Raw genomic sequence first — 24512 nt, forward strand, 5'->3', positions numbered from 1 at the left:
TTGGCCGATTGATTGAACTTGGCCGCGCGAGCGGCTAAGGCATCAAGCGAAATTTGGAGGAAGCATATGTCGACGCCCACGGCAGTGGCGCTGGAAGATGCCAAGGTCGCGTTCCGGCTCGGAGACGGGCGGATCTATACGGCGGTGGAGAAAGCCCATCTTGCGGTGGCGCAGGGCGAGTTCGTGGCCATTGTCGGCCCCACGGGCTGCGGGAAATCCACGCTGCTCAACGTCGCGGCCGGGCTGCTGAAGCCGGCCGCCGGCAGCGTCAGGATTTTCGACCGGCCGCTGGCGGGACTGAACCGGGATGCCGGCTACCTGTTCCAGGCCGACGCGCTGTTCCCCTGGAAGACCGCGCTCGACAATGTCGCGATCGGTCTCGAGATCAAGGGCACGCCGCGAGCTGAAGCGCTGCCGCGGGCGCAGCAATGGCTGACCTCCGTCGGCCTTGGCGCCTTCGCGGGTCGCTATCCGCACATGCTCTCCGGCGGCCAGCGCAAGCGCGTGGCGCTGGCGCAGGTGCTGATCCGCGATCCGAAGATCCTCTTGATGGACGAGCCGTTCGGGCCGCTCGATGCGCAGACCCGCCAGGTGATGGGCAATCTGCTGCTCGACTTGTGGAATGCCGATCGCAAGGCGGTGCTGTTTGTCACCCACGACCTTGAAGAGGCGATCGCGCTCGCCGACCGCGTCGTGATCATGTCGGCAGGGCCGTCCTCGCGCATCATCGGCGACTGGCGCGTCAGCTTGCCGCGCCCGCGCGACATCTTCGAGGTGCGGCTGGACAAGGAGTTCCACGAGCTCCATCGCGAGATCTGGAGCGTGCTCAAGGACGAGGTGATGAAGGGTTACGCGCAATCGACGCACGCGGCGGAGGCGGTCTGATGTCGCGCCCGACGCTCTTCGCGCTGCAAGTGCTGGTCGCGGTCGTCTGCATCGTGCTGTGGCAGGTACTGTCGACCGTGCCGGTGTTCGGCAAGATCCTGCTGCCGCCGTTCTTCTTCTCCAACCCGTTCGACGTGTTCAGCCAGATCGTGAAATGGTTCGCCTCCGGCGTGATCTGGAAGCATCTTGGCATCACCTTGGCGGAATCGATCCTGGCTTTCGTGATCGGATCGCTCGGCGGCGTGCTGGTCGGCTTCTGGTTCGCGCGCCAGCCGCTGGTCGCCGCGGTGTTCGACCCTTACGTGAAGATGGTCAACGCATTGCCCCGCGTGGTGCTGGCGCCGATCTTCGCGCTGTGGCTCGGCCTCGGCATCTGGTCCAAGGTCGCGCTCGGCGTGACGCTGGTGTTCTTCATCGTCTTCTTCAACGTCTATCAGGGCGTCAAGGAGGTCAGCCGCACCGTGCTCGACAATGGCCGCATGCTCGGTATGAGCGAGCGGCAGCTGATGCAGCACGTCTATTGGCCCTCCGCGCTGTCCTGGATGTTCTCCTCGCTGCACACCTCGGTCGGCTTCGCCGTGGTCGGCGCGGTGGTCGGCGAATATCTGGGATCTGCGGCGGGCCTTGGTTATCTTATCCAGCAGGCCGAGGGCGTGTTCGACGTCGCCGGCGTGTTCGCCGGCATGTTCGTGCTGTCGGCCTTCGTGATCCTGATCGATTTCGGCGTGACGCTGGTGGAGCGGCGCCTCCTGGTGTGGCGGCCGACCGCATCGGATGGGCGGGGCTAGGAATCAAGCCTCATCGCAGGTGCGCTCCCTCCGCCGCTTGCGGGGGAGGGCGGGGGAGAGGGTCTCTCCCCAATGGGATAATCTCCAAGAGGACAGAACCCTCACCCGGCGCTTCGCGCCGACCTCTCCCGCAAGCGGGAGAGGTCGAAGCAACAGTTTAATCCAGCAGCTTGACGTCGTCAGGCGCCTGCGGCGGCGTCTTGATCGCGATCGCCTTGACTTGGCCGGTGATCGGCTTGGTGCCGCCATGCGGCGTGCCCTTCGGGATGATGACGAGGTCGCCCGGCTTGACCGTCACTTCCTTGTCGCCGAGCCAGATCGTCCCGGTCCCGTCAAGGATGTACTGGATCTCGTTGGTGTTGGGATGCAGGTGCTTCGGCACGTTGCCGACCTGGATCGACACGGTGGCGCCGTCGGCGGTCATGAACGTCTTGGAGCGGTAACCGACCTTGTTGGCGGGGCCCAGAGCGTCGCCTTCCATCTCGCCGGTATGGATGATCTGCGCGTTGATGTTCTCGGCGGCAAGCGCCGGCCCGAGCAGGTAGGTTGCGCCGCATCCGGCGACGAAGGCGGCCGTAATCGACAGTCCGGCTGTAATGCGATTCATGGATGATCCTGCCCATCGAGAATTATTCTTGTTTGGACATGCTATTGCGCCGAATGGCCGATGGCCAGTGCCTCCGGCCACGCTTCTCAAGCCAGCCGGGCTGCTCTATGGTGCCGCCCGGCCGAACGGAGGAAACCAATGAAGAACACGATTGCCAGGCTTGCCGGCGCGCTGCTCGCGCTGACGCTCACCACTGGATTTGCCGCGGCGCAAAGCAAGGTCACCATCGCGGTCGGCGGCGGCTCCTGCCTGTGCTATCTGCCGACGGTGCTGGCCAAGCAGCTCGGCGAATACGACAAGGCCGGCCTCAATGTCGAGCTCGTGGACCTCAAGGGCGGCTCCGACGCGCTCAAGGCCGTGCTCGGCGGCAGCGCCGACGTGGTCTCCGGCTATTTCGACCATTGCGTCAACCTGGCCGCCAAGAAGCAGGAGCTTCAAGCCTTCGTGGTCTATGACCGCTATCCCGGCCTCGTGCTCGTGGTCGCGCCCTCGCGGACCAACGACATCAAATCGGTCAAGGATCTTGCCGGCAAGAAGGTCGGCGTCAGCGCGCCCGGCTCCTCCACCGACTTCTTCCTGAAGTACATGCTCAAGAAGAACGGCGTCGATCCCACCAGCGCCGCCGTGATCGGCGTCGGTCTCGGTGCCACCGCCGTCGCCGCGATGGAGCAGGGCCAGATCGATGCCGCCGTGATGCTCGATCCCTCGGTCACCGTGCTGCAGGGCAACCACGGGGATCTGCGCATCCTCTCCGACACCCGCACGCAGAAGGATACGCTCGAGACCTTCGGCGGCGAATATCCCGGCGGCGCGCTGTATTCGACGGCGGCCTGGGTCAACGGCCACGAAAAGGAGACGCAGGCGCTCACCAACGCGATCCTCGCCACGCTGGCCTGGATCCATTCGCACAGCCCCGAGGAGATCATGGCGAAGATGCCGGAGGAGACGGTCGGCAAGAACAAGGACCTCTATCTCGCCGCGCTGAAGAACACGATCCCGATGTACTCGGAGACCGGCAAGATGGACCCGAAGGGCGCGGACGCCGTGCTCGCGGTGTTCAGCGTCGGCTCGCCCGAGGTGGCCAATGCCAAGATCGACGTCAGCAAGACCTTCACCAACAAGTTCGTCGAGCAAGCCAAGAAGACCACGGGGAACGTCAAATAGTTGACGCGAAGGCGCGATAATCGTCCCTCATGACGTCACCAATCATTCATCGCGTCACGACGCTCGATCTTGCCGTGCGGCCGATCGTCTGGCCGTTCGCCGAGGAGCGTCGCGCCGAGATCGCGGCGCATTTCGCCGAGAAGCAGCGCGAGCGACCGAAGATCTGGAACGGCCGCGTCCTGCTCGGGCGGGACGCGGTGTTTGCGGACGGCCATCTCTCCGCGACCTATTTCGAGACCGATTTTGCCAGCTTTCTCGCCTGGCGAGACTGGAGCTTTCCCGACAAGGCGGTGTTCAACGGGTTTGGCATGGGCGCGCTGCGCACTTCCGACGGCGCCTTTATCATGGGCGAGATGGCGCAGCACACCGCCAATGCCGGCCGCATCTATTTCCCCTCGGGCACGCCCGACCTCGACGACGTTGCGGAGGGTGCGCTCGACATTCCCGGCAGTGTTATCCGAGAGCTTGGGGAAGAGACCGGGCTGACCACAGCCGACTATTGGGCTGAGCCGGAGTGGCACTGCGTCGTCAGCGGCCCTGCGATTGCGATGATGCAGGTGCTCAACCTGAATATGTCCGGCGAAGAGGCTCGCGCCCGGATCGAAGCCAACCTCGCCCGCGAGGACGAGCCCGAATTGTCAGCCATCCATCTTGTGCGCGGGGTGAGCGATCTCAGGCCGACCATGCCGCGATTTGTCACGGCCTTTGTCGAGCAGCAGTTCGCTTCGCGCTGATGCGCAAGGCTTGACATCCCTGCGCTCAGCCCATGTGATGGGGGCAAGCAAGATCAAGACGAATGCAATGCACAATCGTCCAGGGAGGGTTTGATGCGCCTGCGCATGGCTGCCCGTTTGCTACGTGGGCTGTTGGTCGCGATATCTGCGACGGGCTTGGCAATGTCCGCCCAGGCTCAGGACAAGAAGATCAAGATCGGCGTCGTCTTCGATTTGACCGGGCCTCTGGCCGGCGGCGGCTCCGAACTCAACTATGTCGGCACAAAGATCATCCTCGACCATTTCGCCAAGACCGGCGTCGAGGGCTACAAGATCGAGGCGGTCTATGCCGACGCGCAGAGCAAGCCCGACGTCGCCATCAACGAATCCGTTCGCCTGCTCGAGCAGGAGAAGGTCGACATGGTGCTCGGCTTCTTCTCCTCGGCGCAATGCGTGCCGGTGGCCGCCCGCGTCGAGCAGCTCAAGAAGTTCATGTGGATGACGACCTGCATCTCGTCGGCCGTGTTCAACGAGAAGGGCTACAAATACGTGTTCCGCCCGCAGGCGAGCGGCGACCAGTTCGGCATGATGACGATGGATTTCATCGCGCAGAACGCCAAGGAGAAGTTCGGCAAGGAGGCGAAGGACCTCCGCGTCGCCATCATCCACGAGGACGGCGCTTACGGCGTCGACGTCTCCAAGGGCAACGAGCTCGGTGCGAAGAAGGCCGGCTTCAACGTCGTGCTCAAGGAGGGCTATTCGGCGACCGCCCCCGATCTGTCCGCGCTGGTGACCAAGCTCAAGCGCGCCAAGCCCGACGTGATCTTCCACACCGGCTACAATCCGGACATCACGTTGCTGCTGCGCCAGGCTCGCGAGCAGGGCCTGAAGTTCGGCGCGCTGATGGGGCATGGCGCGGGCTATGGCGTCTATGAGAAGCTGAAGGAAGGTATGGGAGCCGACGCCACCTATATCTTCAACACCGACCCGATCTCGATCTGGCTGGCCAATCAGAAGACCATGGATCCGAAGCTACCGCCCGTCATCAAGATGGTCGGCGAGGAGTTCGACAAGATCCGGCCCGGCGTTGCGATCCGCTCTGCCCATGTCGGCATCGGCGCGTCCAACACTTACGTCTTCATGGCGGATGTGCTGCCGCGGGCGATCAAGAAGTACGGCGGCGTCGATCCCGACGCGCTGCGCAAGGCGGCACTCGATACCGACATCCCCGAGGGCGGCACCATGCTCGGCTTCGGCGTGAAGTTCTACGGCGAGGGCACGCCCATGGCCGGGCAGAACGAACGCTCGTTCCCCGTCGTGATCCAGTATCTCGAAGACAAGTCCCACGTGGTGTGGCCGAAGAGCCAGGCGCAGCGCGAGGCCGTGCTGCCGCTGCCGAAGGGCACCACCTACAGCAACCAGTAGCAGCGGAGGGCCTTGGTGCTGGAAGTCAGCGGGCTGGTGAAGCGGTTCGGCGGCTTCACCGCGGTGAACAACGTGTCGTTCAAAGTCGATCAGGGCGAGATTCTCGGCCTGATCGGCCCCAACGGCTCGGGCAAGAGCACGATCTTCAACATGCTCTCCGGCACTCTGGCGCCGACATCCGGCTCCATCCTGTTCGGAGGCACCGAGATCGCGGGCCTTGCGCCGCACCGGATCATCAACAGCGGCATCGGACGTACCTTCCAGATTCCGCGCCCCTTTCGCCGTTTGACCATCTTCGAGAACGTCGCACTCGCCGGTTTCTACGGCCAGGGACGCCACAGCCGCGCCAAAGCCGGGGAGGCGGCCGAGCGCTCGCTGGCGATGGTCGGCCTGCCGACCGATCGCCATGCCAGCGTCGATGGTCTCGGCGCGGCCGGTCTGAAGAAGCTCGAGCTCGCCAAGGCGCTCGCGACTGGGCCAAAGCTGCTGCTCGCCGACGAGAGCCTCGGCGGTCTCGACGAGGCCGAGATGGACCAGGCCGCCGACATGCTGCGCAACATCCGCGACGAGCTCGGTATCACCATCATCTGGGTCGAGCACATCATGGGCGTGTTGATGCGCGTCGTCGATCGCGTCATGGTGCTCGATCACGGCGAGAAGATCTCGGAAGGCTTGCCAAGCACCGTGGCGGGCGACCCGCGGGTGATCGAGGTCTATCTCGGCACCGATGCCGAGACCACGCAGGCCGCGGCCGCCGAAGCGCGCCGCCGCGCGGGAGGCGCCTGATGCTCGAGCTCCGCGCCGTCAATGCCGGCTATGGCACCTTCCAGGCGCTATTCGACGTTGACCTCGACGTCAAGGCTGGCGAAGCCGTCGGCGTGATCGGCCCCAATGGTGCCGGCAAGACCACCTTGATGCGCGTCATCTCCGGCCTGATCCGGCCCTCGCGCGGCTCGATCAAGATGGAAGGCGTCGACGTCGTCGCAACGCCGCCGCACAAGATCGTCAGCCTCGGCATTGCGCATGTGCCGGAAAACCGGCGGCTGTTCCCCCAGCTCTCGGTCGACGACAATCTCAAGATGGGTGCCTTCATGAAGGAGGCGCGCGACCATTATGCCGAGCGGCTCGAGGTCGTGTTCGACCTGTTTCCACGCCTGAAGGAACGGCGGCACCAGATGGCCGGCACCATGTCCGGCGGCGAGCAGCAGATGTGTGCGATCGGCCGCGCGCTGATGTCCAATCCGAAGCTGCTGCTGCTCGACGAGCCATCGGCGGGCCTTGCCCCGGTCGTGGTGCAGCAGGTGTTCGAGCTGGTGAAGCGGATCCGCGCCAGCGGGCTGACCGTGCTGATCGTCGAGCAGAACGTGCAGCAGGTGCTGAAAGTGGTCGACCGCGCCTATCTGATCGAGGCGGGCACGATCAGGGCGTCCGGCACCTCGGCCGAGATGCTGGCGAGCGACACCGTCAAGGAAGCGTATCTCGGGGTGTGATGGGCATGCAGGCGTTCCTGGACATTTTCGACATCTACCTGCTGGAGGCCGTGATCAACGGCATCCTGCTCGGCGGCGTACTGGCGCTGCTCGCGCTCGGGCTCAATCTGATCTTTGGCGTCATCGACGTGACCTGGATCTGCTACGCCGAGCTCGTCATGATCGGCATGTATGCCATGTACTTCATGGTGCAGGTTTACGGCATTAGCTATTTCATTGCCGCGCCTCTCACGGTTCTGCTGGTCGCGATGCTCGGCGCGGCGCTGCACTATCTTGTGATCGCGCCGCTCTTGACCGCGCCGCCGATCAACCAGCTGCTCGCGACCGGCGGGGTTCTGTTCGTGCTGCAGAGCTTCGCCACCGTCGCCTTCGGCATCGACTTCCGCAATCTCGGCATCCGCCTGCCGGTGCTCAGCTTCGGCGATATGAATTTCAGCTACGCGCGGCTGCTGTCGTTCCTGGCGGCGCTGGTCGGCATGGTCGCGGTCTATCTGTTCATGACGCGCACCTTCACCGGCACCGCGATCCGCGCCATCTCGCAGGACCGCCAGATCATGGCGCTGATGGGCGTCGACACCAGGCGGATCTATCTCATCACCTCTGCAATCGGCGGCGGGTTGGCCGGGCTCGCCGCCTGCTTGCTGGTGCTGCAATATGACGTGCACCCCTTCGTCGGTCTGTCGTTTGGGCCGATCACCTTCCTGATCTGCGTGCTCGGCGGGCTCGGGAATTTCATCGGCGGCTTCATCGCAGCCTTCGTGTTTGCCGAGATCATTTCGCTCGGCGGCCTGTTCTCTGATCTCGAATGGGGCTACGTGCTCGCCTTCGCCTTCTTCATCGTCATGATGTTCATCCGGCCCGCGGGCCTCTTGGCGAGGCGCCGATGACGGGGCAGGGGCGGCTGGCAGCGTGGGGGGTGGGGCTGGCGGCGCTGGTCGCGCTGCCCTTCGTCTATCGCGATCCCTATCATCTGCACATCCTGGTGCTGATCCTGATCTGGTCGTTCGCCTACACCTCGTGGTCGATGATGGGGCGTTTCGGCCTGGTCTCGCTCGGCCATGGCGGCTTCATGGGGATCGGCGCCTACGTCACCGCGCTCTTGTGGAATCATCTGGGCCTGACGCCGTGGATCGGCATTCCCGTCAGCATGGTCGCGGCCGGCGCGCTGGCGCTGATCGTCGGCTATCCCTGCTTCCGCTTCCGCATCACCGGCCACTATTTCGTGCTCGTGACGCTGGCGCTGTCAGGCATCGTGCTTCAGGTCATCACGGCGACGCGCGACTATACCGGCGGCTCGCTGGGCTACACGCCGAACCGGGCATCTAGCAACAAGCTGCTTGCGCTGCAATTCGACGACAAGACCATCTGGTACCTGATCGCGCTCGGGGTCTGGTTGTTCGGCATCGTGGTCTGGCACTGGGTCGACCGCAGCATGGCCCGCTATGCCCTGGAGGCGATCTCGGAGGACGAAGACGCGGCGGCGGCCGCCGGCGTCGACGTCACCGCGGAGAAGCTGAAGATCACGCTGCTCAGTGCCCTGATGACGGCGCTCGCGGGCGCGATCTACTGCCAGTACCAGATGTTCATCACCCCCGACACCGTCAGCGGCATCGCGGTGTCGCTGCAGATGGTATTCGCGGCCATCGTGGGCGGCCTGTTCGTCTCGCTCGGCCCGACCTTCGGCGCCATCATCACCATTCTGCTGGCCGAGACCCTGCGCATCGGCTTCGGCACCAAAGCGGTCGGCTGGGACAATCTCGTCTACGGCGTGCTGCTCGTGCTCTTCATCATATTCCTTCCCAAGGGCATCCTTGGTAGCCTGCTCGATCGATTGAAGCCGCAACGCAAGGTGCCCCGCGCTCATGAGCAAGAAGCCGTCCAAATCGCTCGCCCAGGAGCTTGACCGCTACATCACGCCGTTCCGCTACGATGGCTCCGGCAAGTTTCACCTCAAGGACCACAAGACCAACGAGAAGGGCGATCTCGACAAGGAGAAGGCGCAGGAGCTTCTCGACGTCAACAAGAAGCGGCTGATCGAGTTTCAGGAGAAGCTCTACGCCCAGGACCGCTGGTCGCTTCTGATCGTATTCCAGGCCATGGATGCCGGCGGCAAGGATAGTGCGATCAAGGCGATCTTCGAGGGCATCAATCCGCAGGGCTGCGAGGTCCATGCCTTCAAGGCGCCGAGCAGCAAGGAGCTCGACCACGATTTCCTCTGGCGCCATGTGATCGCGCTGCCGGAACGCGGCCATATCGGCATCTTCAACCGCTCCCATTACGAGGAATGCCTGGTGACGCGCGTGCACCCGGAGCTCCTCGCCAAGGAGAAGCTGCCGCAAAAGCTCCTCACCAAGAGCATCTGGAAGGAGCGGTTCGAGGACATCTCGGCCTTCGAGCGCTATCTCTGCCGCAACGGCACCGTGGTGCTGAAGTTCTTCCTCAACGTGTCCAAGGACGAGCAGCGCGAGCGCTTCCTCGACCGGCTGGAGGACCCGGCCAAGCAGTGGAAGTTCTCCATGGACGACATCAAGGAGCGCGCGCTGTGGCCGCGTTACCAGGCGGTCTACCAGGACATCGTCCGCCACACGGCGACGTCTCACGCGCCGTGGTACGTCGTGCCCGCCGACCACAAATGGTTCGCCCGCGTCGTGATCGGATCGGTGATCAATGCGGCGCTCGAAAAACTCGACCTGCGCTTTCCCCGTGCCGACAAGGCCTCGCTGCGGGAGTTCGACGAGGTGCGCAAGGCGCTGGAGCAGGAAGAAAAGAGGGGCCATACGAAGAAATCGCGAAAACAACCCCATGCACAGTAGGCGGCCACAGCGAAATCAATGGCTTGATGGTTGTCGGAAGGTGGTGCGGAATTCACGAAATCGATTTGCTGCGTCGGGCAAAACAGCGGGATGATGGAACTGGCAAATCCAATTGTGATAGCCGACTTGATTGATCCCGCTTGACAGTCTGATGACACAGGAGGACGATCTCTAAGGTCGCAAACAAGCGACACGCAACGTCCACCTCATGAGCAAGGGGAGGTCTATGACACCACCTCCGCAAATCCAGCCGCGTTAAGTGCGATGGAGCTCGTTCGGACTATCGCATAGCGGCAGAAACCGCGAACGGCACGCCGGGTCAAGGTTTAGCGGGCTACATCAGTAAGGCAGAGCCCCTACCTTCCCGGCGCTGTATTTTGCATCACATTGATCGTGTGGACGGCCGTGATGAGGCCGACCGCGACAGCTGTTTTCGACATCCTGTTTCTCCTCCTTCCTCCTCGCCGTCATTCCGGGCCGGCGCCCGGAATGACGGGAAGCAATTGCGGATGACCTGTGCACGCGGGCACGCTGGTCTCCACGCCGTCATGGCCGGGCCTGTCCCGGCCATGACGGCCTTGGCCCGAGGCACGAAGAGCGTGGATGCCCGGGACAAGCCCGGGCATGACGACCTTGTAAAGCCGAGCTGCGGAATCCCGCAGAAAGACGGATCGCGTTCCGTTGGCGTTTGGTCTCTGCTGAGACGCAGTTCCCCCATCTTTGCATTGCGGCAAATGCCAAGAGAATGTCGCCTCGAAGGCCAACTTCCGACACAGGCTAGGGGCGAATAACGGGCATCCGACATGACGCATGTGTTTCGGCGGTCCCGACGCCGCCGGCGCATGCATTTTTTTCAGGGAATCCTCGTGTCGCATAAGCTGGTCCCGGCGGTCCTCGCCGTCGTCTTCCTCGCGATCTCCTCTCTCTCCGGCGTCCGCGCCGAGCCGCCTCGGCCGGCGACGAACAATGCTGCCGCGTTGTCGCCCGAGGAAGCCAGGCGCGCGCTTGAGACGCTCCAGGACGACAAGAAGCGCGGGCAGATGATCGATACGCTGCGCGTGATCGCCAATGCGTCCGGTCCGCAGCAGCCGGCGACGCCCGCACCCGAGCAGAAGTCGCCGATCCCGCTCTCGGCCGACGGTCTCGGTGCGCAGCTCCTGCTCACGGTGTCCGAGGAGATCGGCGAGATCTCGAGCGAGATCGCCAGCGTGGCGCGGACGATCACGCATTTCCCGGCGTTCTATTACTGGATCATGCGGACGGCCAACGATCCCGCGGCCTATAACCTTCTGATCGAGATCGCCTGGAAGCTCGCATTGGTGATCGGTTGCGCGCTCGCGGCCGAATGGGTGCTGTTCCGCCTGATCCGTCGCCCGGTTGCCTTCCTGGAGGGACGGGTGCCGCAAACCGCGCATCTGCCGGCGCAGGTGCTGCCGGTTGCCGATCCGCCGTCGTCGCTCGTCGATGTCACCCCCTCGCCCGAGCTGCACAAGCGGCGTCACAGCCTTGCACGCGTCTGGCAGATCATGCTGCGGCTGCCCCCCGTGTTCGGCCGCCTCGTCCTGGAATTGCTTCCCGTTCTCGTCTTCGTGGGTGTCGCGACGGCGCTGCTCGGCACCGAGATCGGCCAGCCTACCATTGTTCGCCTCGTGATCCTCGCGGTCGTCAACGCCTATGCGTTCTCGCGCGGGCTGATTTGCATCGTCCGGGCGCTGGCCGGGCCGTTCGGCCTGTTCCCGGTGCGAGCCGAGACCGCGGCCTATATCGAGATCTGGGCGCGCCGCATCGTCGGCGTCGGCGTCTCCGGCATCGCCTTTGCCAATGTGGCGCTGCTGCTCGGTCTGCACCGCGCCGGCTATGCCGCGCTGCTGCGCATGGTGATGCTGATCGTGCACCTCTTCGTCGTCGTCATCATCCTGCAATGCCGTCGCCAGGTCGCCGAGGCCATCCGTGCACCGGCCGACCGGCAGGGCATTGCAGCCCGCCTGCGCAACCGCATCGCCGGCGGGTGGCATTATCTCGCCATCGCCCTCGATCTCGCGCTGTGGGCGGTATGGGCTCTCAACATTCGCAACGGCTATTCGCTGCTGCTGCAATATTTCGTCGGCACCATCGTGGTCGCTGTGATCACGCGCGTCGCAATCATGCTGACGCTCAGTCTGATCGACCGCGGCTTCCGCATCCAACCGGAGATTCTCCAGCGCTTTCCGGGTCTCGAGATCCGCGCCAACCGCTATCTGCCGCTGCTGCGCAAGATCGTATCCGGCGTGATCGTCTTCATCGGCTTCGTGGCCGTGCTGGAGGTCTGGGGCGTCGATGCCATCGTCTGGTTCTATGGCGGCCAGATCGGCAGCCGTCTGATCTCGGCCGTGGTGACGATCGGTCTCGCCGTCGCCATCGCAGCGGCGATCTGGGAAGCCAGCAACGCGCTGCTGGACCGCCAGATCAACACGCTGTCGCGCGATGGGCATTACGCCCGCGCCGCGCGCTTGCGCACTTTCCAGCCGATGCTGCGCACCGCGCTGCTCTGCCTGATCGCCACCGTCGTCGGCCTCACCGCGCTGAGCGAGATCGGCGTCAACGTCGCGCCGCTGCTGGCGGGCGCCGGCATCGTCGGCATCGCTATCGGCTTCGGCTCGCAGAAGCTGGTGCAGGACCTCATCACCGGCCTCTTCTTGCTGCTGGAGAACACGGTGCAGGTCGGCGACAATGTCAGCGTGTCAGGGCTGTCCGGGGTGGTCGAGAACGTTTCGATCCGCACCATCCGCCTGCGCGCGGGCGACGGCGCCGTGCACATCGTGCCGTTCAGCGCGGTCACGACCATCACCAATGCGAGCCGCGGCGCCGGTAACGCCTCGGTCAGCGTCAACGTCGCCTACAAGGAAGACACCGACCGCGCCAGCCAGATCCTCAAGGACATCGTCGAGGAGATGCGCCGCGAGAGCGAATTCCGCGCGCTGATCCGCGGCGACCTCGAGCTGTGGGGCGTCGACAAGGTGGACGGCGCGATGGTGTCGATCGTCGGCCAAATCCGCTGCACCGAAGCCGGGCGCTGGCCGGTCCAGCGCGAATTCAACCGCCGCATGAAGCTGCGCTTCCAGCAGAACGGCATCGACGTCGCATCCGCCACCCAGACCATCCTGATGCATGTCGCGCCGCCGGCCGATGGCTCGGCCAACCTGACGCCGCGGCGGGCGGCCGGATAGCGGTTCGATAATCCGGCTTGCCTCCGCGCGTCCGGCAGCGTTCACTCTGCCTCCAGCCCGCTGCCAACATGCGGGCGACGAAAATGGATGGGCGGAATGATACGAGGGCTGTGGGCTGGCTTGCGCGGCCATGTGATCGTCTTGTGCGCCTTGGCCGGATCTGCCCCGTGGATGGCACCGGGTCACACGCAGCCGTTTCCCTCGCGCCCGATCACTCTCATCGTACCATTCGCGGCGGGAGGTCCGACCGATACGCTGGCGCGGATCCTGTCGGAACGGATCGCCGCCGAGCTGCACACGACAATCGTGGTCGAGTGTGGCCGGTGCCTCCGGCAGCATCGCCGGTAGCCGCGTCGCGCGTGCGGCCCCCGACGGCACGACGATCACGATCGGCCATTGGGGCACCCATGTGCTGAACGGCGCGATCTTCAAGCTGCCCTATGACGTCGTCGCCGATTTCGAGCCGGTCGCGATGATCGCGATGGGAACGCAGCTCATCGTCGGCAGGAAGTCGCTTGAGGCGGCCAATCTGAAAGAGATGATCGCGTGGCTGAAGGCCAACCCCGGCAAGGCTACGGCCGGGACGGCCGGGGCTGGCACGGGCGCCCATGTCGCCGGCGTCTTCTTCAAGGACAAGACCGGCACCGACTTCCAGTTCGTGCCCTATCGCGGCGCGGGCCCCGCCATGATCGATCTCGTCGCCGGCCAGATCGACATCATGTTCGATCAGGCGTCGAACTCGCTGCCGCACGTCAAGAACGGTGCGATCAAGGCGTTCGCGGTGACCTCGCCGACCAGGCTTCCGTCTGCACCCGATGTGCCGACCGTCGACGAAGCAGGTTTGCCTGGCCTTTATATTTCCTACTGGCACGGCATCTGGGCACCGAAGAGCACGCCGAAGGACATCATCACCAAGCTCAACGCGGCCATCGTCGCCGTGCTTGCCGACGCTTCCGTCAAGCAGCGCTTTGCCGAGCTGGGCCAGGAGATTCCACCACCGGAGCAGCAGACGCCCGCAGCGCTCGCGACGTTCCAGAGGGCCGAGACCGAGAAATGGTGGCCGATCGTGAAGGCGGCCAACATCAAGCCTGAATAGCGCTGCCTCACATGTGCCCTCTCATTCTGAGGAGGCCGCGCTGCAGGCGCTTGCTCCGCCTCTCCCGCTTGCTTGCGGGAGAGGCCGACGCGCCCCCGGCGATGCGAAGCATCGTCCCGAGCGCGGCGGGCGAGGGTTCTCGCCGCGCAGGCACATTCTCGACAATCCCGACGCGGAGACACCCCCACCCCAGTCCTCCCCCGCAAGCGGGAGAGGGAGTCCAGTCCCGATGCCGAAGCATCGTGCATATCCAATGCGAGAGTGGGGCCTTCATGGTTCGCCCGGCGATGCGAAGCATTGTCCGGAGACGGCGCTGACGCGCCTCCTCACCATGAGGTGCACGAGTCTTGCCGCGTTAACCTTTGCGTCTCGCGCAACTGCCAGTCGTTCGCGAGAGTCTCGCTGCATTGCGAGATCACAATCGACGCTTCAGTCTCTACGTCCTTGATCTCAATGGAGCGCTGGCCGACAATGTCCGTAGTTCAATGTGAAGCTTGGGGGAATTCGTGAATAGACCTGCCCGGGTCGTTGCCCAATCGACGTCGTCCAATCCGCCGCAAGGCATGGCGCTGCTGCGCGATCCCTTGCTCAACAAGGGCACCGCTTTCACGGAATCCGAGCGCGCCGCACTCGGCCTGCGTGGCCTGTTGCCGCCTTGCGTGCTGACGATGGAGACGCAGGCGCAGCGCGTTCTCACCAATCTGCGCACGCTGCCGACCGATCTGCAAAAATATGTCGCGCTGAACGCGCTGCATGACCGCAACGAGGCGCTGTTCTTCCGCATCGTCGTCGACAATATCGACGAGATCCAGCCCATCATCTACACGCCGACGGTCGGGCTCGCCTGCCAGAAATACGGCCTGATCTTCCAGCGGCCGCGCGGCATGTTCATCTCCTCGCGCGATCGCGGCCAGATCGCCGAGCTTCTGAAGAACTGGCCCTATCAGGCCAAGCTGATCGTCGTCACCGACGGCGAGCGCATTTTGGGCCTCGGCGATCTCGGTGCCAACGGCATGGGCATCCCGGTCGGCAAGCTCTCGCTCTATTCGGCCTGCGCCGGCGTGCATCCGGAAACGTGCCTGCCTATCGTGCTCGACGTCGGCACCAACAACGAAGAGCTTCTCAACGATCCCTATTATCTCGGCCTTCGCGAGCGCCGGCTGACCGGCGCGGCCTATGACAGCTTCGTCGACGAGTTCATGCAAGCCGCGCGGAAGATCTTTCCGGGCGTGCTGATCCAGTTCGAGGATTTCGCCAATCATTCGGCGTTCAAGCTGCTGCACAAATATCGGGATGAAGCCTGCGTCTTCAACGACGACATCCAAGGCACCGCCGCGGTGGCGCTGGCCGGTCTGTTCTCGGCGCTGCGTGTGAGTGGCGGCAAGCTGAAGGACCAGAAGATCCTGTTCCTCGGCGCGGGCGAGGCGGCGACCGGCATCGCCGATCTCGTGGTGTCCGCGATGATGGCGGAAGGCACTTCCGAAAAAGACGCGCTCCGGCGCACTTGGCTGGTCGATTCCCGCGGCCTCGTCGTCGGCGGCCGCGAGGGTCTCTCCGGCCACAAGCTGCGCTATGCGCATGCCGATCAACCGCCGATCTCCGATTTCCTCACCGCGATCAAGACGCTGAAGCCGACGGCGATCATCGGCGTCGCCGCGGTCGGTGGCGCCTTCACGCCGGAGGTGCTCAAGACAATGGCCGAGCTCAACGAACAGCCGATCGTGTTCGCGCTCTCCAACCCGACCTCGAAGGCCGAATGCTCGGCGGAGGATGCCTATCGCTACACCGAGGGCCGTGCCCTGTTCGCCTGCGGCAGCCCATATGATCCGGTGCAGCTGGGCGGCCGCAGCTTCGTGCCGCGCCAGGGCAACAACTCCTACATCTTTCCGGGCGTCGGCCTCGGCGTCATCGCCAGCGGCTCGAAGCTGGTGACCGACGAGATGTTCATGGCGGCGGCCCATACGCTCGCCGATTGCGTCGGCAAGGAGGACCTCGCGCAGGGCAGTCTCTATCCGGCGTTGCCGCGCATTCGCGAGGTCTCGGTCCGCATCGCCGCGGCCGTCGCGGACGTCGCCTATCAGCGCGGGCTCGCGGACGGACCGGCGCCCAACGACGTCAAGGCGCTGGTCCAGTCCCAGATGTACGAGCCGCATTACTGAGACACCGGCTCGGCCGGCCACCTTGCGTGGCCTGTCCCGATTCAGGACGCGTCACTGTGGTGGAATCGTCACAGCTGGCGCGAAACGGCGGTGGCCCCACGCCTGCTTTTGTTCCGACAAGGTTCTGCCCTCATTGCCCACCGAAAATCGCCCCCGTTCGGAGGGGCGTACCATGTCTCGCATTGCACGTGCCGAAACTGCCCGGATTTCCTTCGCAACCTCGTGCCGGCTGCTGCTTGCCGTCGCCGGCGCCGCCTCGCTTGCGGCTTGCGCGCAATCGCCGGTCGGCCGCCAGAAGGCCGATCTCGCCGGCGTCAGCCGGCAGGCCGTGGTCGAGCGCCCGCACCGTGTGGCGGCGCTGCATCCACGTCCGATCAGCCGGGCGCGCGTGCCCGACGCGACGGGCGAGGCAAAGCAGGCTGCCTCGCACGGCATTGCCAGCTTCTATTCGGATACGGAGACCGCGAGTGGCGAGAGGTTCGACAAGAACGAGTTGACCGCGGCGCATCCCACCCTGCCGTTCGGCACCAAGCTGCGCGTCACCGATACCAATTCCGGCCGCTTCGTCACGGTCAGGGTCAACGATCGCGGTCCCTATGTTCGCGGGCGTGTGGTCGACATCTCGCCGTCCGCGGCCGAGGCGCTCGGCATGGTCGACAAGGGCATCACCAACGTCCGGCTCGAGGTCGTGCAATAGCGCGCTCGTCAAGACAAGGCGGCGCGCTTAACCGGCTGTTAGCGGCTTCTCAAGCACCATGCGTGTCCGAACAATTTGGGGCTGTTGGGGAGGCGGACGCTTGAACACGATCCAGTATCTCGAAGATCAGGCCGCACGCGCCGAGCGGCTCGCCAAACGGATCACGGATACGCTGACGATCGAAAAGCTCCTGGCCTTCGCCGACGAACGCCGCCGCGAGATCGAAGTCATCGCCGGCAAATATCGGCGCGCATAACTCCCGCAAACCATGCTCTGATCGCATTCGTGCTTCCTGCGAAGCGAGGAACTTCTTCGTCTCTCCTGCGTCATCTGGGCAGGAGAGAGGAGGACATCATGGGTTTTGGACGAGGTGCTTTGCTTTGGTTGCTTGGCGTGCCGCTGCCGATCATTCTGCTGCTGGCATTGTTCTGGCACCATTGAGGTGACCACACCACACGAAAAGCGCCGCGGAAGCGGCGCTTTTTGTTGCCCGCGTAAATCGGCGCAAAGCGCTTTCAGGAATGGCTTTCGACGAAGTCGCTGAGATAATCAGGCAGCTCTATTCCGTAGAGGTCGCAGCGCGCACGGATCTCGCCGGCGACGTCGGTCGAGATGTCCTTCATCCAATGTTCGAGCGTGTTGAAGGAAATCACCTTGATGGGGTCGTTGAAGCAGCCGGCGACGAGCTCGCCGATCGTGGCGTCGAGGTCGTTGCGTTCGATGCGGATTTCGGTCTTTTCATCGCGGCGATCGACCACCACGAACAAGGTCTGGTCCGCCCCGTAAGGTACGATCGGTGATGACACGCCAGCTTCAAGCATCCTCAGGCACTCGCGACTTGGCTTACGACTTGGCTTCCGATCCCCGTTAACGGGAAAAACCGGAAGAATGTTCCTGCGCGATTCCGTGAAGTGTCGTCAGAGAAATTCTCTCAAGCGCGAGAGCTCGATGACGTGCTCGGACGAGAGGATTTCGGTGACGAGTGGCGGTTGCGCCACGGTGCGGATCTCATAGAGGTGCCGAGTTGCCGCCGGCTTGCTCATGAACGCCGAGATGCAATCGTCGAGGGTGCCTTCGATGATCTGGTAGGGCTCCCGGTCCAGCCGGCGCTGGTTTGCGAGCGATGGCCATTTATGCAGGGCGGCAAGCGCACCGAAATCGACCTTTGATTCGCCAACAACGTCCCCCATCGTCCCGCCTCACGCAAAGAACGCCCCAGCACGCGGATTTGCGTGCCGGGGCTTACACCTGTCGCTGCATCTCAATGCCACGCCAACGCAACGCAGCAGCCGCGAAAAGGTTCCCGGCCGCGCTGTCGCGATCAGCTCGCCGCCGCCGCGATTCTGTGCCCTGGGCTGGCCTGGCCGTGGCCGGACTCGTCGCGCCTGACCTCCGGCGGCAGCCCGGCGAAGCGCCGCAAGGCTTCCGCCATCTGCACCCGGCCCGGCACGGCGGTGATCACCACGTCGACCATGGTGAAGGACGAGTGGAAATGGCCGTGCGCCCGGAGCTGCTGGACCGGGACGCCCGCGGCCGACATCGCCTCGGCGTAAGCGACGCCTTCGTCGCGCAGGGGATCGAACTCGCAGGTCACGACGAAGGCCGGTGGTAAGCCGGCGACCTTGCCGCGCAGCGGCGAGACGCGTGGATCGGTGCGGTCGGCGGGCGAGCAGTAGAGGTCCCAGAACCAGTACATCAGCGAGCGCGTCAGGAAGTAGCCCGTCGCATTGTCGTTGTAGGAGGGACGATCGAAGGTGCAGTCGGTGACCGGGCAGATCAGGAGCTGACCGGCGATCTCGGGCCCGCCCCGGTCGCGCGCGAGCTGGCAGGTGACGGCAGCGACGTTGCCGCCGGCGCTCCAGCCGGCGACCAACACCGGGCCCGGGCTGCCGCCGAACTCTTCGGCATGCTCGGCGATCCAGCGCGTTGCCGCATAGCCGTCTTCGGCGGCGGTCGGGAAGCGATGCTCCGGCGCGTGACGATAGCCGACGCTGACGAACATCATGCCGGTCCGCCGCACCATGTCGCGGCAGAACGGCTCGTCCGACTGCTCGTCGCCGAGCACCCAGCCGCCGCCGTGGAAATAGACCACGACCGGATGCGGTCCCGGCGCCGCCGGCTTGTAGACGCGGTAGGGCAACGCGCCGCCCGTGACGGGCAGGGTGCCGTCGACGATGTCGCCGATCGGCCGCCCCGCGGGGCGCCCTTTGTTGAACTCGTTCACGAACTCGCGAGCGCCGAGCGCGCCCATCGACTCGATCGGCGGCAGATTGAGTGAGGTGAGCAAGTTGAGCACCAGCCGCACATCCGGCTGCAGGCGCACCACCTCGCCGTCATTGCATTGCGCGGCGCCGTCCGGGCCGCTGAGCTTGAAGCCGAGCATGCCGCGGCTGACCACCTCGTCGCAGATGCTGCGATAGGGGCCGACGCCGCCGGTATAGGGCATCAGGCCCTGCACCTTGCCGGGCACGTTGGCGCCCGTGTACCAGGTGTTGGCGAGCCGGTGCAGCGTCAGCATCGAGCAATCGGCCATGTGCCTGTTCCAGCCGGCCTGGGCCGTCTCGGTCGGCTCCATCGTGGTGAAGCCGGCATCGCGTAGCGCAGCCAGGCGGTCGACCACCCAGTCGACATGCTGCTCGATCGACACCGCCATGTTCGACAGCACCGACGGGCTGCCGGGGCCGGTGATCATGAAGAAGTTCGGGAAGCCCGCGACGGTGAGCCCGAGATAGGTCTGTGGCCCCTGCGCCCAGACGTCGGTGAGCGACTTGCCGCCGCGTCCGGTGATCGGATGCACGGCGCGGATCGCGCCGGTCATGGCGTCGAACCCGGTCGCGAACACGATGACGTCGATGTCGAAGCTGCGCTTGCCGGTCGCGATTCCGCCGGTGCTGATCGCCTTGATCGGCTCCTGGCGCAGATTGACCAGTGTGACGTTCGGCCGGTTATAGGTTGCGTAATAGTTGGTATCGAGGCAGGGACGCTTGGCGCCGAAGGGATGGTCGTGCGGCATCAGCGCCGCGGCGGTTTCGGGATCCTTCACGGCTGCCGAGATCTTCTCGCGGATGAGATCGCAGATCAGCTTGTTGCCCTCGACGTCGACCGCCTGGTCGGCCCAGAGCTGGGTGAGGATGTAGACGAGATCGCCCTTGCCCCAGGCTTCCTCGAACCGCGCGCGGCGCTCGGCATCGCTGAGCTGCCAGCTCACCGCCATCTGCTGCGGATAGGGCACGCCGGCCATCGACTGGCGCGCCTGCTCTCGATAGGCCGCGCGGTCGGACTGCAGCAGGCTCATGCGCTCCGACGGCGCGGGACCATTGTGTGCGGGCAGCGCGAAGTTCGGCGTGCGCTGGAAGACGGTCAGATGCGCCGCCTGCTCGGCGATCAGCGGGATCGACTGGATGGCCGACGAGCCCGTGCCGATCACGGCGACGCGCTTTCCCGCAAGATTGACGCCGCCGTGCGGCCAGCGTCCGGTGAAATAGACCTCGCCCTTGAAATCCTTGACGCCGTCGATCTCAGGCGGCTTTGGCGCCGAGAGGCAGCCAGTGGCCATGATGTAATGGCGGCAGGAGACCGCTTCGCCATTGTCGGTGGTGATGAGCCAGCGCTCGGCCGTCTCGTCCCATCTGGCTTCGGTGACCTTGGTCTTGAAGCGGATGTCCCGCCTGAGATCGTAGCGGTCGGCGACGAAGCCGAGATAGCGCAGGATTTCGGGCTGAGTCGCGTACTTCTCCGACCAGGTCCAGGCCGTCTCGAGCCCGGGATCGAAAGTGTAGCTGTAGTCGATGGTCTGGATGTCGCAGCGGGCGCCAGGATAGCGGTTCCAATACCACGTGCCGCCGACGTCGCCGGCCTCTTCGAGGGCGACGGTCGAGAAGCCGGCCTTGCGCAGGCGATGCAGGAGATAGAGGCCGGCAAACCCGGCGCCGACCACGGCGACGTCAACCTGTTGAGCGGTTCCGCGCTCCTCGACGGCACGTGTGGCAACCATGGCATCAGACATCGCATTTCCTCCCGTATGTTTGTTTTGCCGGCAGGCTATCGCTGCAGGTTCAGCTTGTCATCAGAGCAAGTGCAATCTTCGGTAGTCGTTTGCGGCAGCATCGTGGCCACGCGAGTGTCGCGGCGCTACACGCATCGCGATGCACAATGGCCGTGATTACCCGGGCTAATCATGCCCGATCCGCCTGTGTATGCTTGCGGTTACAAGCCACGCGTAGTGACCGAGTGTCATGCCCGAGTTGAGTGAGCGGACCAAAGCGAACATGGACGTCGTCCTGGAGGAGACGTGCCGCCAACTGCCGCATGGCGGCGACCACGACAGCCGCAAGTTCATTGCCGAACGCCTGATCGAGGCGGCGCAGGCAGGACACTCCACGCTGGGTGAACTCGGCATCGTCGCGCGCCGTGCGCTGGCGGAGATTCTCGCAAAGCGCGGTGAGTGAGCCGCGAGGCTTGCCTCCCGGCGCCTCGGGGACATAACCTCAGGGGAACCCGTCCGCGCATCGAAATGCCCAGAAGATGCGATCCGTGCTTGCGCTCATTGCGGCTTCCGCATTCCTTTTGCTCGCCGGCCCGGCCGTGGCTCAGCCGGTCGGACAGTTTCCATTCGCGCTGACGCGCGAAGGACAGATGCTCGGCGCCGTCGAAGGCGAGGTGGCGTCGTTCAAGGGACTGGCCTACGCGGCGCCGCCGCTCGGCGCGCTGCGCTGGCGCCCGCCGCAGCCGACGCCCGAAAGCTCGGAGATGCACACCGCCTACGATTACGGCGCGCCGTGCCTTCAGCCGGCGCTGCCTGAGGCGAGCGAGGATTGTCTCACGCTGAACGTGTTCCGTCCCTTCGGGGTCGATGGCCCGCTGCCGGTGATGGTGTTCATCCATGGCGGTGGCTTCGCCCGCGGCACCGCGAGCGATCCGCTGTTCGACGGTGCCAGGCTGGCGCAGGCCGGCCTCATCGTCGTGACCGCCAATTATCGCCTCGGCGCGCTCGGCTGGCTTGCGGATCCCGCGCTGTCGGAAGGCGGCTCCGGCAATTACGGTCTGATGGACCAGATCGCCGCGCTGCATTGGGTTCACGACAACATCGCGGCGTTCGGCGGCGATCCTCGTAACGTCACCCTGTTTGGCCGCGACGCCGGCGCGACGTCGATCGGGCTTCTGATGTTGTCCGCGCAAGCGCGCGGTCTATTCCATAAGGCCATTCTGCAGTCGATCCCCGCGCGCACGCGGCTGCGCTCGGCGCAGGAGGCGGAGACCGTCGGCCGGCAGTTCGTGGCGGCGCTGGGACCGCAGGCGAATGTGCGCGCCGGAGAGCCGCGACGCCTGCTGGCCGCCGAGAGCCGTCTCTTGCAGACATCGCGGCGCAGCTTCGCGCCGATGATGGATGGAGGTCTGGTGACCGAGGATATTGCCGCCGGCTTTGCGGCCGGACGCCAAAGCCGCATTCCCCTGATCATCGGCTCGAACGATGACGAGACGGGTTTCGACAGCGAGCTCGATATCAAGGAGGAGGTCGCATCGTCGGGACTCACGAGCGATGAGCTGCGCGAACTCTATCCCGGTCTCGTCAGGCCTTCAGACCTTGCGGCGAGGTTCTATACCGACAAGGTCTTTACCGAGCCCGCAAGATTGTTAGCGCGCCTACACGCCGCAAGCGGCGCGGCAACCTTTCGCTATCACTTCGCCTATGTGCCGGAGGCCCGGCGCGCCAATCCCGAAGGCGGGTCCGGGCGGGAGTTGCAGTTCATTTTCGGTGCGGAAGGCGTGCCCGGGGCGGGCATCTTCTCGCGAGATGATCGCAAGGTCGCAAGCCGCATGCGGTCCTATTGGATCAACTTCGCCAGGAGCGGCGATCCCAACGGTCCCGATCTGCCGCATTGGGACGCTGCGGCGGCGGACCGCGATCGCCTGCTGCTGATCGCGAACGACCGCATCGCGAGCGGCGACGATCCCTTCGCGGAGCGTCTGGACCGGCTCGCGCGCTAGCGCGATAAAATAGCGTGAATTTAAGCCGCGAGCTCGACGCGGGGAGCCGGTGTCAGCCGGTCTTCCTCGAGATAGTCCATCGCGCCGTCCTTCTCGACGGCGTAAAACTGCTGGCCTTCGCGGGACTTGAAGGCGGCGCGCACGATGCCGCGGCGGCCCTTGTCACTGTTGACGACGTCCCCCAGCGCAAACTTCCTCATCTCACGTCTCACTTGTCTTCAGGCCGACTGCTTCGGCCACAGCTCGGATTTTGGGCGGCAAATCGTTAACGACTTGCTAACCATGCCGGTTTGCCTATGCTCGCCGCCGGTCGCGCGGGCACTGGCGCGCGCATATTGCCGATGAGACGAGCCCATGACGCGATTTCCGACGCTCTTCCTGTCGCACGGCGGCGGCCCCTGGCCATTCATGGAAGACAGGCGGGTGCAATATGCGAGGACCGCCCAGGAGTTCGGCCGGCTGCCGCAGCTGCTGCCAGCGAGGCCGAAGGCCGTGCTCGTCATCACTGGCCATTGGGAGGCCGACGCCTTCACCGTGTCGACCTCGGCGCATCCGCCGATGGTGTACGATTATTACGGTTTCCCCGAGCATACCTACCACCTCAAATATCCGGCGCCGGGCAGGCCCGAGCTCGCCGCGTGCGTGAAGGCGCTGTTGAAGCACGCGGGCCTCGATTGCCGGGAAGATCCCAATCAGGGCTTCGATCACGGCACCTTCGTGCCGCTCGGCCTGATGTATCCGAACGCCGACGTGCCGATCGTGCTGCTCTCGCTGAAGTCCGCTTACGATGCGGCCGAGCACATCAAGGTCGGCGAGGCGATTGCCCCGCTCCGCGATGAAGGCATTCTGATCGTCGGCAGCGGGCTGACCTATCACAACATGCGTGGCTTCAACCGGCCCGAGTCCAAGCCGGTCTCCTACGATTTCGAGGCCTATCTGAACGAGGCGATCAGCAACCCGGATCCGGCCCGCCGCAACGCGATGCTGGTTGATTGGGAGAATGCACCCAGCGCGCGCCTGGCGCATCCGCGCGAAGACCATCTGCTGCCGCTGATGGTGGCCGCCGGCGCCGCCGGCAGCGATGTCGGCAGGCGAGTCTTCGTCGACGAGGTCGCCAATGTGGCCATGGCCTCGTATGTGTTTGGATGATTTCGTAGGGGGGATTGGCGAAGCGTAATCCACCCTACGCGGCAACTACCTTCACCCGTATCTCAGCTTCATCACCAGAATGCCGCCGGCGAGCACCATGGTGATGGCGTTAGCGGCGACCAGCGGAGCATCGCCAGAGAGCAGGCCGTAGATCAGCCAGAGCGCCAGGCCCAGCACCATGACCAGGAACATGCCGAGCGAGATGTCGCCGGTGGAGCGGGTCTTCCATACCTTGATGGCTTGCGGCGCATAGGCCACGGTGGTGCAGGTCGCGGCGGCAAAGCCGATCAGCTTGATCACGAAGGGTTCCATGCCGGCTCTATAACATGGAT

At 64.7% G+C, this 24512-nt stretch carries 23 protein-coding genes and 1 pseudogene; 18 read left to right on the plus strand and 6 right to left on the minus strand.

The window, feature by feature from the left end:
* The first annotated feature begins 66 nt into the window (after positions 1-66).
* Both XH84_RS13925 and XH84_RS13930 read left to right on the plus strand, forming a co-directional pair.
* On the plus strand, positions 67-885 hold the full coding sequence (locus XH84_RS13925; RefSeq protein ID WP_128918775.1) for an ABC transporter ATP-binding protein: 819 nt from the start codon (positions 67-69) through the stop codon (positions 883-885).
* The gene (locus tag XH84_RS13930) at positions 885-1673 is read left to right on the plus strand and encodes an ABC transporter permease (RefSeq protein ID WP_128918774.1); all 789 of its coding nucleotides are present in this window, start codon (positions 885-887) and stop codon (positions 1671-1673) included. Before XH84_RS13925 ends, XH84_RS13930 begins: the two co-directional genes overlap by 1 nt.
* A 157-nt stretch (positions 1674-1830) precedes the next feature.
* On the opposite strand, the gene XH84_RS13935 is transcribed toward XH84_RS13930, so the two are convergent.
* A complete protein-coding gene (locus XH84_RS13935) occupies positions 1831-2280 on the minus strand; it encodes a cupin domain-containing protein (RefSeq protein WP_128918773.1) in 450 nt (149 codons plus the stop codon).
* A gap of 138 nt (positions 2281-2418) precedes the next feature.
* On the opposite strand from XH84_RS13935, the gene XH84_RS13940 reads away from it, so the two are divergent.
* The 13 genes and pseudogenes from XH84_RS13940 (at position 2419) to XH84_RS39730 (ending at position 17299) form a co-directional block, all read left to right on the plus strand.
* Positions 2419-3444, plus strand: coding sequence for an ABC transporter substrate-binding protein (locus XH84_RS13940; protein ID WP_128918772.1), 1026 nt, complete (start codon positions 2419-2421; stop codon positions 3442-3444).
* A gap of 29 nt (positions 3445-3473) precedes the next feature.
* Entirely contained in the window at positions 3474-4178 is a 705-nt protein-coding gene (locus XH84_RS13945; protein WP_128918771.1) for an NUDIX hydrolase, read from the plus strand.
* Positions 4179-4271: 93 nt separating this feature from the next.
* Positions 4272-5582: an ABC transporter substrate-binding protein gene (locus XH84_RS13950; protein WP_128918770.1), complete on the plus strand. Its 1311-nt coding sequence runs from the start codon at positions 4272-4274 to the stop codon at positions 5580-5582.
* Between the two features lie 15 nt (positions 5583-5597).
* Complete coding sequence (locus tag XH84_RS13955) at positions 5598-6368, plus strand: ABC transporter ATP-binding protein (protein ID WP_128918769.1); 771 nt, start codon at positions 5598-5600, stop codon at positions 6366-6368.
* Complete coding sequence (locus XH84_RS13960) at positions 6368-7072, plus strand: ABC transporter ATP-binding protein (protein ID WP_128918768.1); 705 nt, start codon at positions 6368-6370, stop codon at positions 7070-7072. Before XH84_RS13955 ends, XH84_RS13960 begins: the two co-directional genes overlap by 1 nt.
* A 5-nt stretch (positions 7073-7077) precedes the next feature.
* Positions 7078-7959, plus strand: a complete 882-nt coding sequence (locus tag XH84_RS13965) for a branched-chain amino acid ABC transporter permease (protein ID WP_128918767.1) — start codon at positions 7078-7080, stop codon at positions 7957-7959.
* Positions 7956-8975 carry a branched-chain amino acid ABC transporter permease gene (locus XH84_RS13970; protein ID WP_128918766.1) on the plus strand — a complete coding sequence of 340 codons (1020 nt, stop codon included), beginning with the start codon at positions 7956-7958 and terminating at the stop codon, positions 8973-8975. The genes XH84_RS13965 and XH84_RS13970 overlap by 4 nt, the downstream gene beginning before the upstream one ends.
* On the plus strand, positions 8935-9885 hold the full coding sequence (locus XH84_RS13975) for a polyphosphate kinase 2 family protein (RefSeq protein WP_128918765.1): 951 nt from the start codon (positions 8935-8937) through the stop codon (positions 9883-9885). The genes XH84_RS13970 and XH84_RS13975 overlap by 41 nt, the downstream gene beginning before the upstream one ends.
* A gap of 866 nt (positions 9886-10751) precedes the next feature.
* Positions 10752-13091, plus strand: a complete 2340-nt coding sequence (locus XH84_RS13985) for a mechanosensitive ion channel domain-containing protein (protein ID WP_128918763.1) — start codon at positions 10752-10754, stop codon at positions 13089-13091.
* A gap of 99 nt (positions 13092-13190) precedes the next feature.
* Positions 13191-14187, plus strand: a pseudogene (locus tag XH84_RS13990) (tripartite tricarboxylate transporter substrate-binding protein).
* 506 nt (positions 14188-14693) lie between these two features.
* Positions 14694-16346 (plus strand): NAD-dependent malic enzyme, encoded by a 1653-nt coding sequence (locus XH84_RS13995; protein WP_128918762.1) that lies wholly within the window; start codon positions 14694-14696, stop codon positions 16344-16346.
* A gap of 172 nt (positions 16347-16518) precedes the next feature.
* A complete protein-coding gene (locus tag XH84_RS14000) occupies positions 16519-17043 on the plus strand; it encodes a septal ring lytic transglycosylase RlpA family protein (RefSeq protein WP_128918761.1) in 525 nt (174 codons plus the stop codon).
* A gap of 100 nt (positions 17044-17143) precedes the next feature.
* Positions 17144-17299 carry a hypothetical protein gene (locus XH84_RS39730; protein ID WP_164936166.1) on the plus strand — a complete coding sequence of 52 codons (156 nt, stop codon included), beginning with the start codon at positions 17144-17146 and terminating at the stop codon, positions 17297-17299.
* A gap of 259 nt (positions 17300-17558) precedes the next feature.
* Here the strand turns inward: XH84_RS39730 and XH84_RS14005 are convergent, their stop codons facing one another.
* The 3 genes from XH84_RS14005 to XH84_RS14015 all read right to left on the minus strand — a co-directional run bounded on the left by XH84_RS14005 (position 17559) and on the right by XH84_RS14015 (position 21049).
* A complete protein-coding gene (locus XH84_RS14005; RefSeq protein ID WP_128918760.1) occupies positions 17559-17864 on the minus strand; it encodes a hypothetical protein in 306 nt (101 codons plus the stop codon).
* Between the two features lie 96 nt (positions 17865-17960).
* The gene (locus XH84_RS14010; protein ID WP_128918759.1) at positions 17961-18233 is read right to left on the minus strand and encodes a hypothetical protein; all 273 of its coding nucleotides are present in this window, start codon (positions 18231-18233) and stop codon (positions 17961-17963) included.
* 131 nt (positions 18234-18364) lie between these two features.
* Entirely contained in the window at positions 18365-21049 is a 2685-nt protein-coding gene (locus tag XH84_RS14015; protein WP_128918758.1) for a flavin-containing monooxygenase, read from the minus strand.
* Between the two features lie 229 nt (positions 21050-21278).
* Between XH84_RS14015 and XH84_RS14020 the strand changes: the two genes are divergently transcribed.
* Positions 21279-21491: a hypothetical protein gene (locus tag XH84_RS14020; RefSeq protein ID WP_128918757.1), complete on the plus strand. Its 213-nt coding sequence runs from the start codon at positions 21279-21281 to the stop codon at positions 21489-21491.
* 76 nt (positions 21492-21567) lie between these two features.
* Entirely contained in the window at positions 21568-23031 is a 1464-nt protein-coding gene (locus XH84_RS14025; protein WP_128948311.1) for a carboxylesterase/lipase family protein, read from the plus strand.
* Between the two features lie 20 nt (positions 23032-23051).
* On the opposite strand, the gene XH84_RS14030 is transcribed toward XH84_RS14025, so the two are convergent.
* A complete protein-coding gene (locus XH84_RS14030) occupies positions 23052-23231 on the minus strand; it encodes a hypothetical protein (RefSeq protein ID WP_126255372.1) in 180 nt (59 codons plus the stop codon).
* A 154-nt stretch (positions 23232-23385) separates the two neighbouring features.
* Here XH84_RS14030 and XH84_RS14035 point away from each other — a divergent pair, with 154 nt between their 5' ends.
* Complete coding sequence (locus XH84_RS14035) at positions 23386-24180, plus strand: DODA-type extradiol aromatic ring-opening family dioxygenase (RefSeq protein ID WP_128918755.1); 795 nt, start codon at positions 23386-23388, stop codon at positions 24178-24180.
* A 51-nt stretch (positions 24181-24231) separates the two neighbouring features.
* Here the strand turns inward: XH84_RS14035 and XH84_RS14040 are convergent, their stop codons facing one another.
* A complete protein-coding gene (locus tag XH84_RS14040) occupies positions 24232-24492 on the minus strand; it encodes a SemiSWEET transporter (RefSeq protein ID WP_128918754.1) in 261 nt (86 codons plus the stop codon).
* Between the last annotated feature and the right edge of the window lie 20 nt (positions 24493-24512).

This window comes from Bradyrhizobium nanningense, from assembly GCF_004114535.1.
Classification (GTDB): domain Bacteria; phylum Pseudomonadota; class Alphaproteobacteria; order Rhizobiales; family Xanthobacteraceae; genus Bradyrhizobium; species Bradyrhizobium nanningense.

Bases quoted from the DNA above. Each gene is read 5' to 3' on its own strand.
- XH84_RS13925 (WP_128918775.1), top strand. From the start codon at position 67: ATGTCGACGCCCACGGCAGTGGCGCTGGAAGATGCCAAGGTCGCGTTC.
- XH84_RS13930 (WP_128918774.1), top strand. From the start codon at position 885: ATGTCGCGCCCGACGCTCTTCGCGCTGCAAGTGCTGGTCGCGGTCGTC.
- XH84_RS13935 (WP_128918773.1), bottom strand. From the start codon at position 2,280: ATGAATCGCATTACAGCCGGACTGTCGATTACGGCCGCCTTCGTCGCC.
- XH84_RS13940 (WP_128918772.1), top strand. From the start codon at position 2,419: ATGAAGAACACGATTGCCAGGCTTGCCGGCGCGCTGCTCGCGCTGACG.
- XH84_RS13945 (WP_128918771.1), top strand. From the start codon at position 3,474: ATGACGTCACCAATCATTCATCGCGTCACGACGCTCGATCTTGCCGTG.
- XH84_RS13950 (WP_128918770.1), top strand. From the start codon at position 4,272: ATGCGCCTGCGCATGGCTGCCCGTTTGCTACGTGGGCTGTTGGTCGCG.
- XH84_RS13960 (WP_128918768.1), top strand. From the start codon at position 6,368: ATGCTCGAGCTCCGCGCCGTCAATGCCGGCTATGGCACCTTCCAGGCG.
- XH84_RS13965 (WP_128918767.1), top strand. From the start codon at position 7,078: ATGCAGGCGTTCCTGGACATTTTCGACATCTACCTGCTGGAGGCCGTG.
- XH84_RS13970 (WP_128918766.1), top strand. From the start codon at position 7,956: ATGACGGGGCAGGGGCGGCTGGCAGCGTGGGGGGTGGGGCTGGCGGCG.
- XH84_RS13975 (WP_128918765.1), top strand. From the start codon at position 8,935: ATGAGCAAGAAGCCGTCCAAATCGCTCGCCCAGGAGCTTGACCGCTAC.
- XH84_RS14000 (WP_128918761.1), top strand. From the start codon at position 16,519: ATGTCTCGCATTGCACGTGCCGAAACTGCCCGGATTTCCTTCGCAACC.
- XH84_RS14005 (WP_128918760.1), bottom strand. From the start codon at position 17,864: ATGCTTGAAGCTGGCGTGTCATCACCGATCGTACCTTACGGGGCGGAC.
- XH84_RS14010 (WP_128918759.1), bottom strand. From the start codon at position 18,233: ATGGGGGACGTTGTTGGCGAATCAAAGGTCGATTTCGGTGCGCTTGCC.
- XH84_RS14015 (WP_128918758.1), bottom strand. From the start codon at position 21,049: ATGTCTGATGCCATGGTTGCCACACGTGCCGTCGAGGAGCGCGGAACC.
- XH84_RS14020 (WP_128918757.1), top strand. From the start codon at position 21,279: ATGCCCGAGTTGAGTGAGCGGACCAAAGCGAACATGGACGTCGTCCTG.
- XH84_RS14025 (WP_128948311.1), top strand. From the start codon at position 21,568: ATGCGATCCGTGCTTGCGCTCATTGCGGCTTCCGCATTCCTTTTGCTC.
- XH84_RS14030 (WP_126255372.1), bottom strand. From the start codon at position 23,231: ATGAGGAAGTTTGCGCTGGGGGACGTCGTCAACAGTGACAAGGGCCGC.
- XH84_RS14035 (WP_128918755.1), top strand. From the start codon at position 23,386: ATGACGCGATTTCCGACGCTCTTCCTGTCGCACGGCGGCGGCCCCTGG.
- XH84_RS14040 (WP_128918754.1), bottom strand. From the start codon at position 24,492: ATGGAACCCTTCGTGATCAAGCTGATCGGCTTTGCCGCCGCGACCTGC.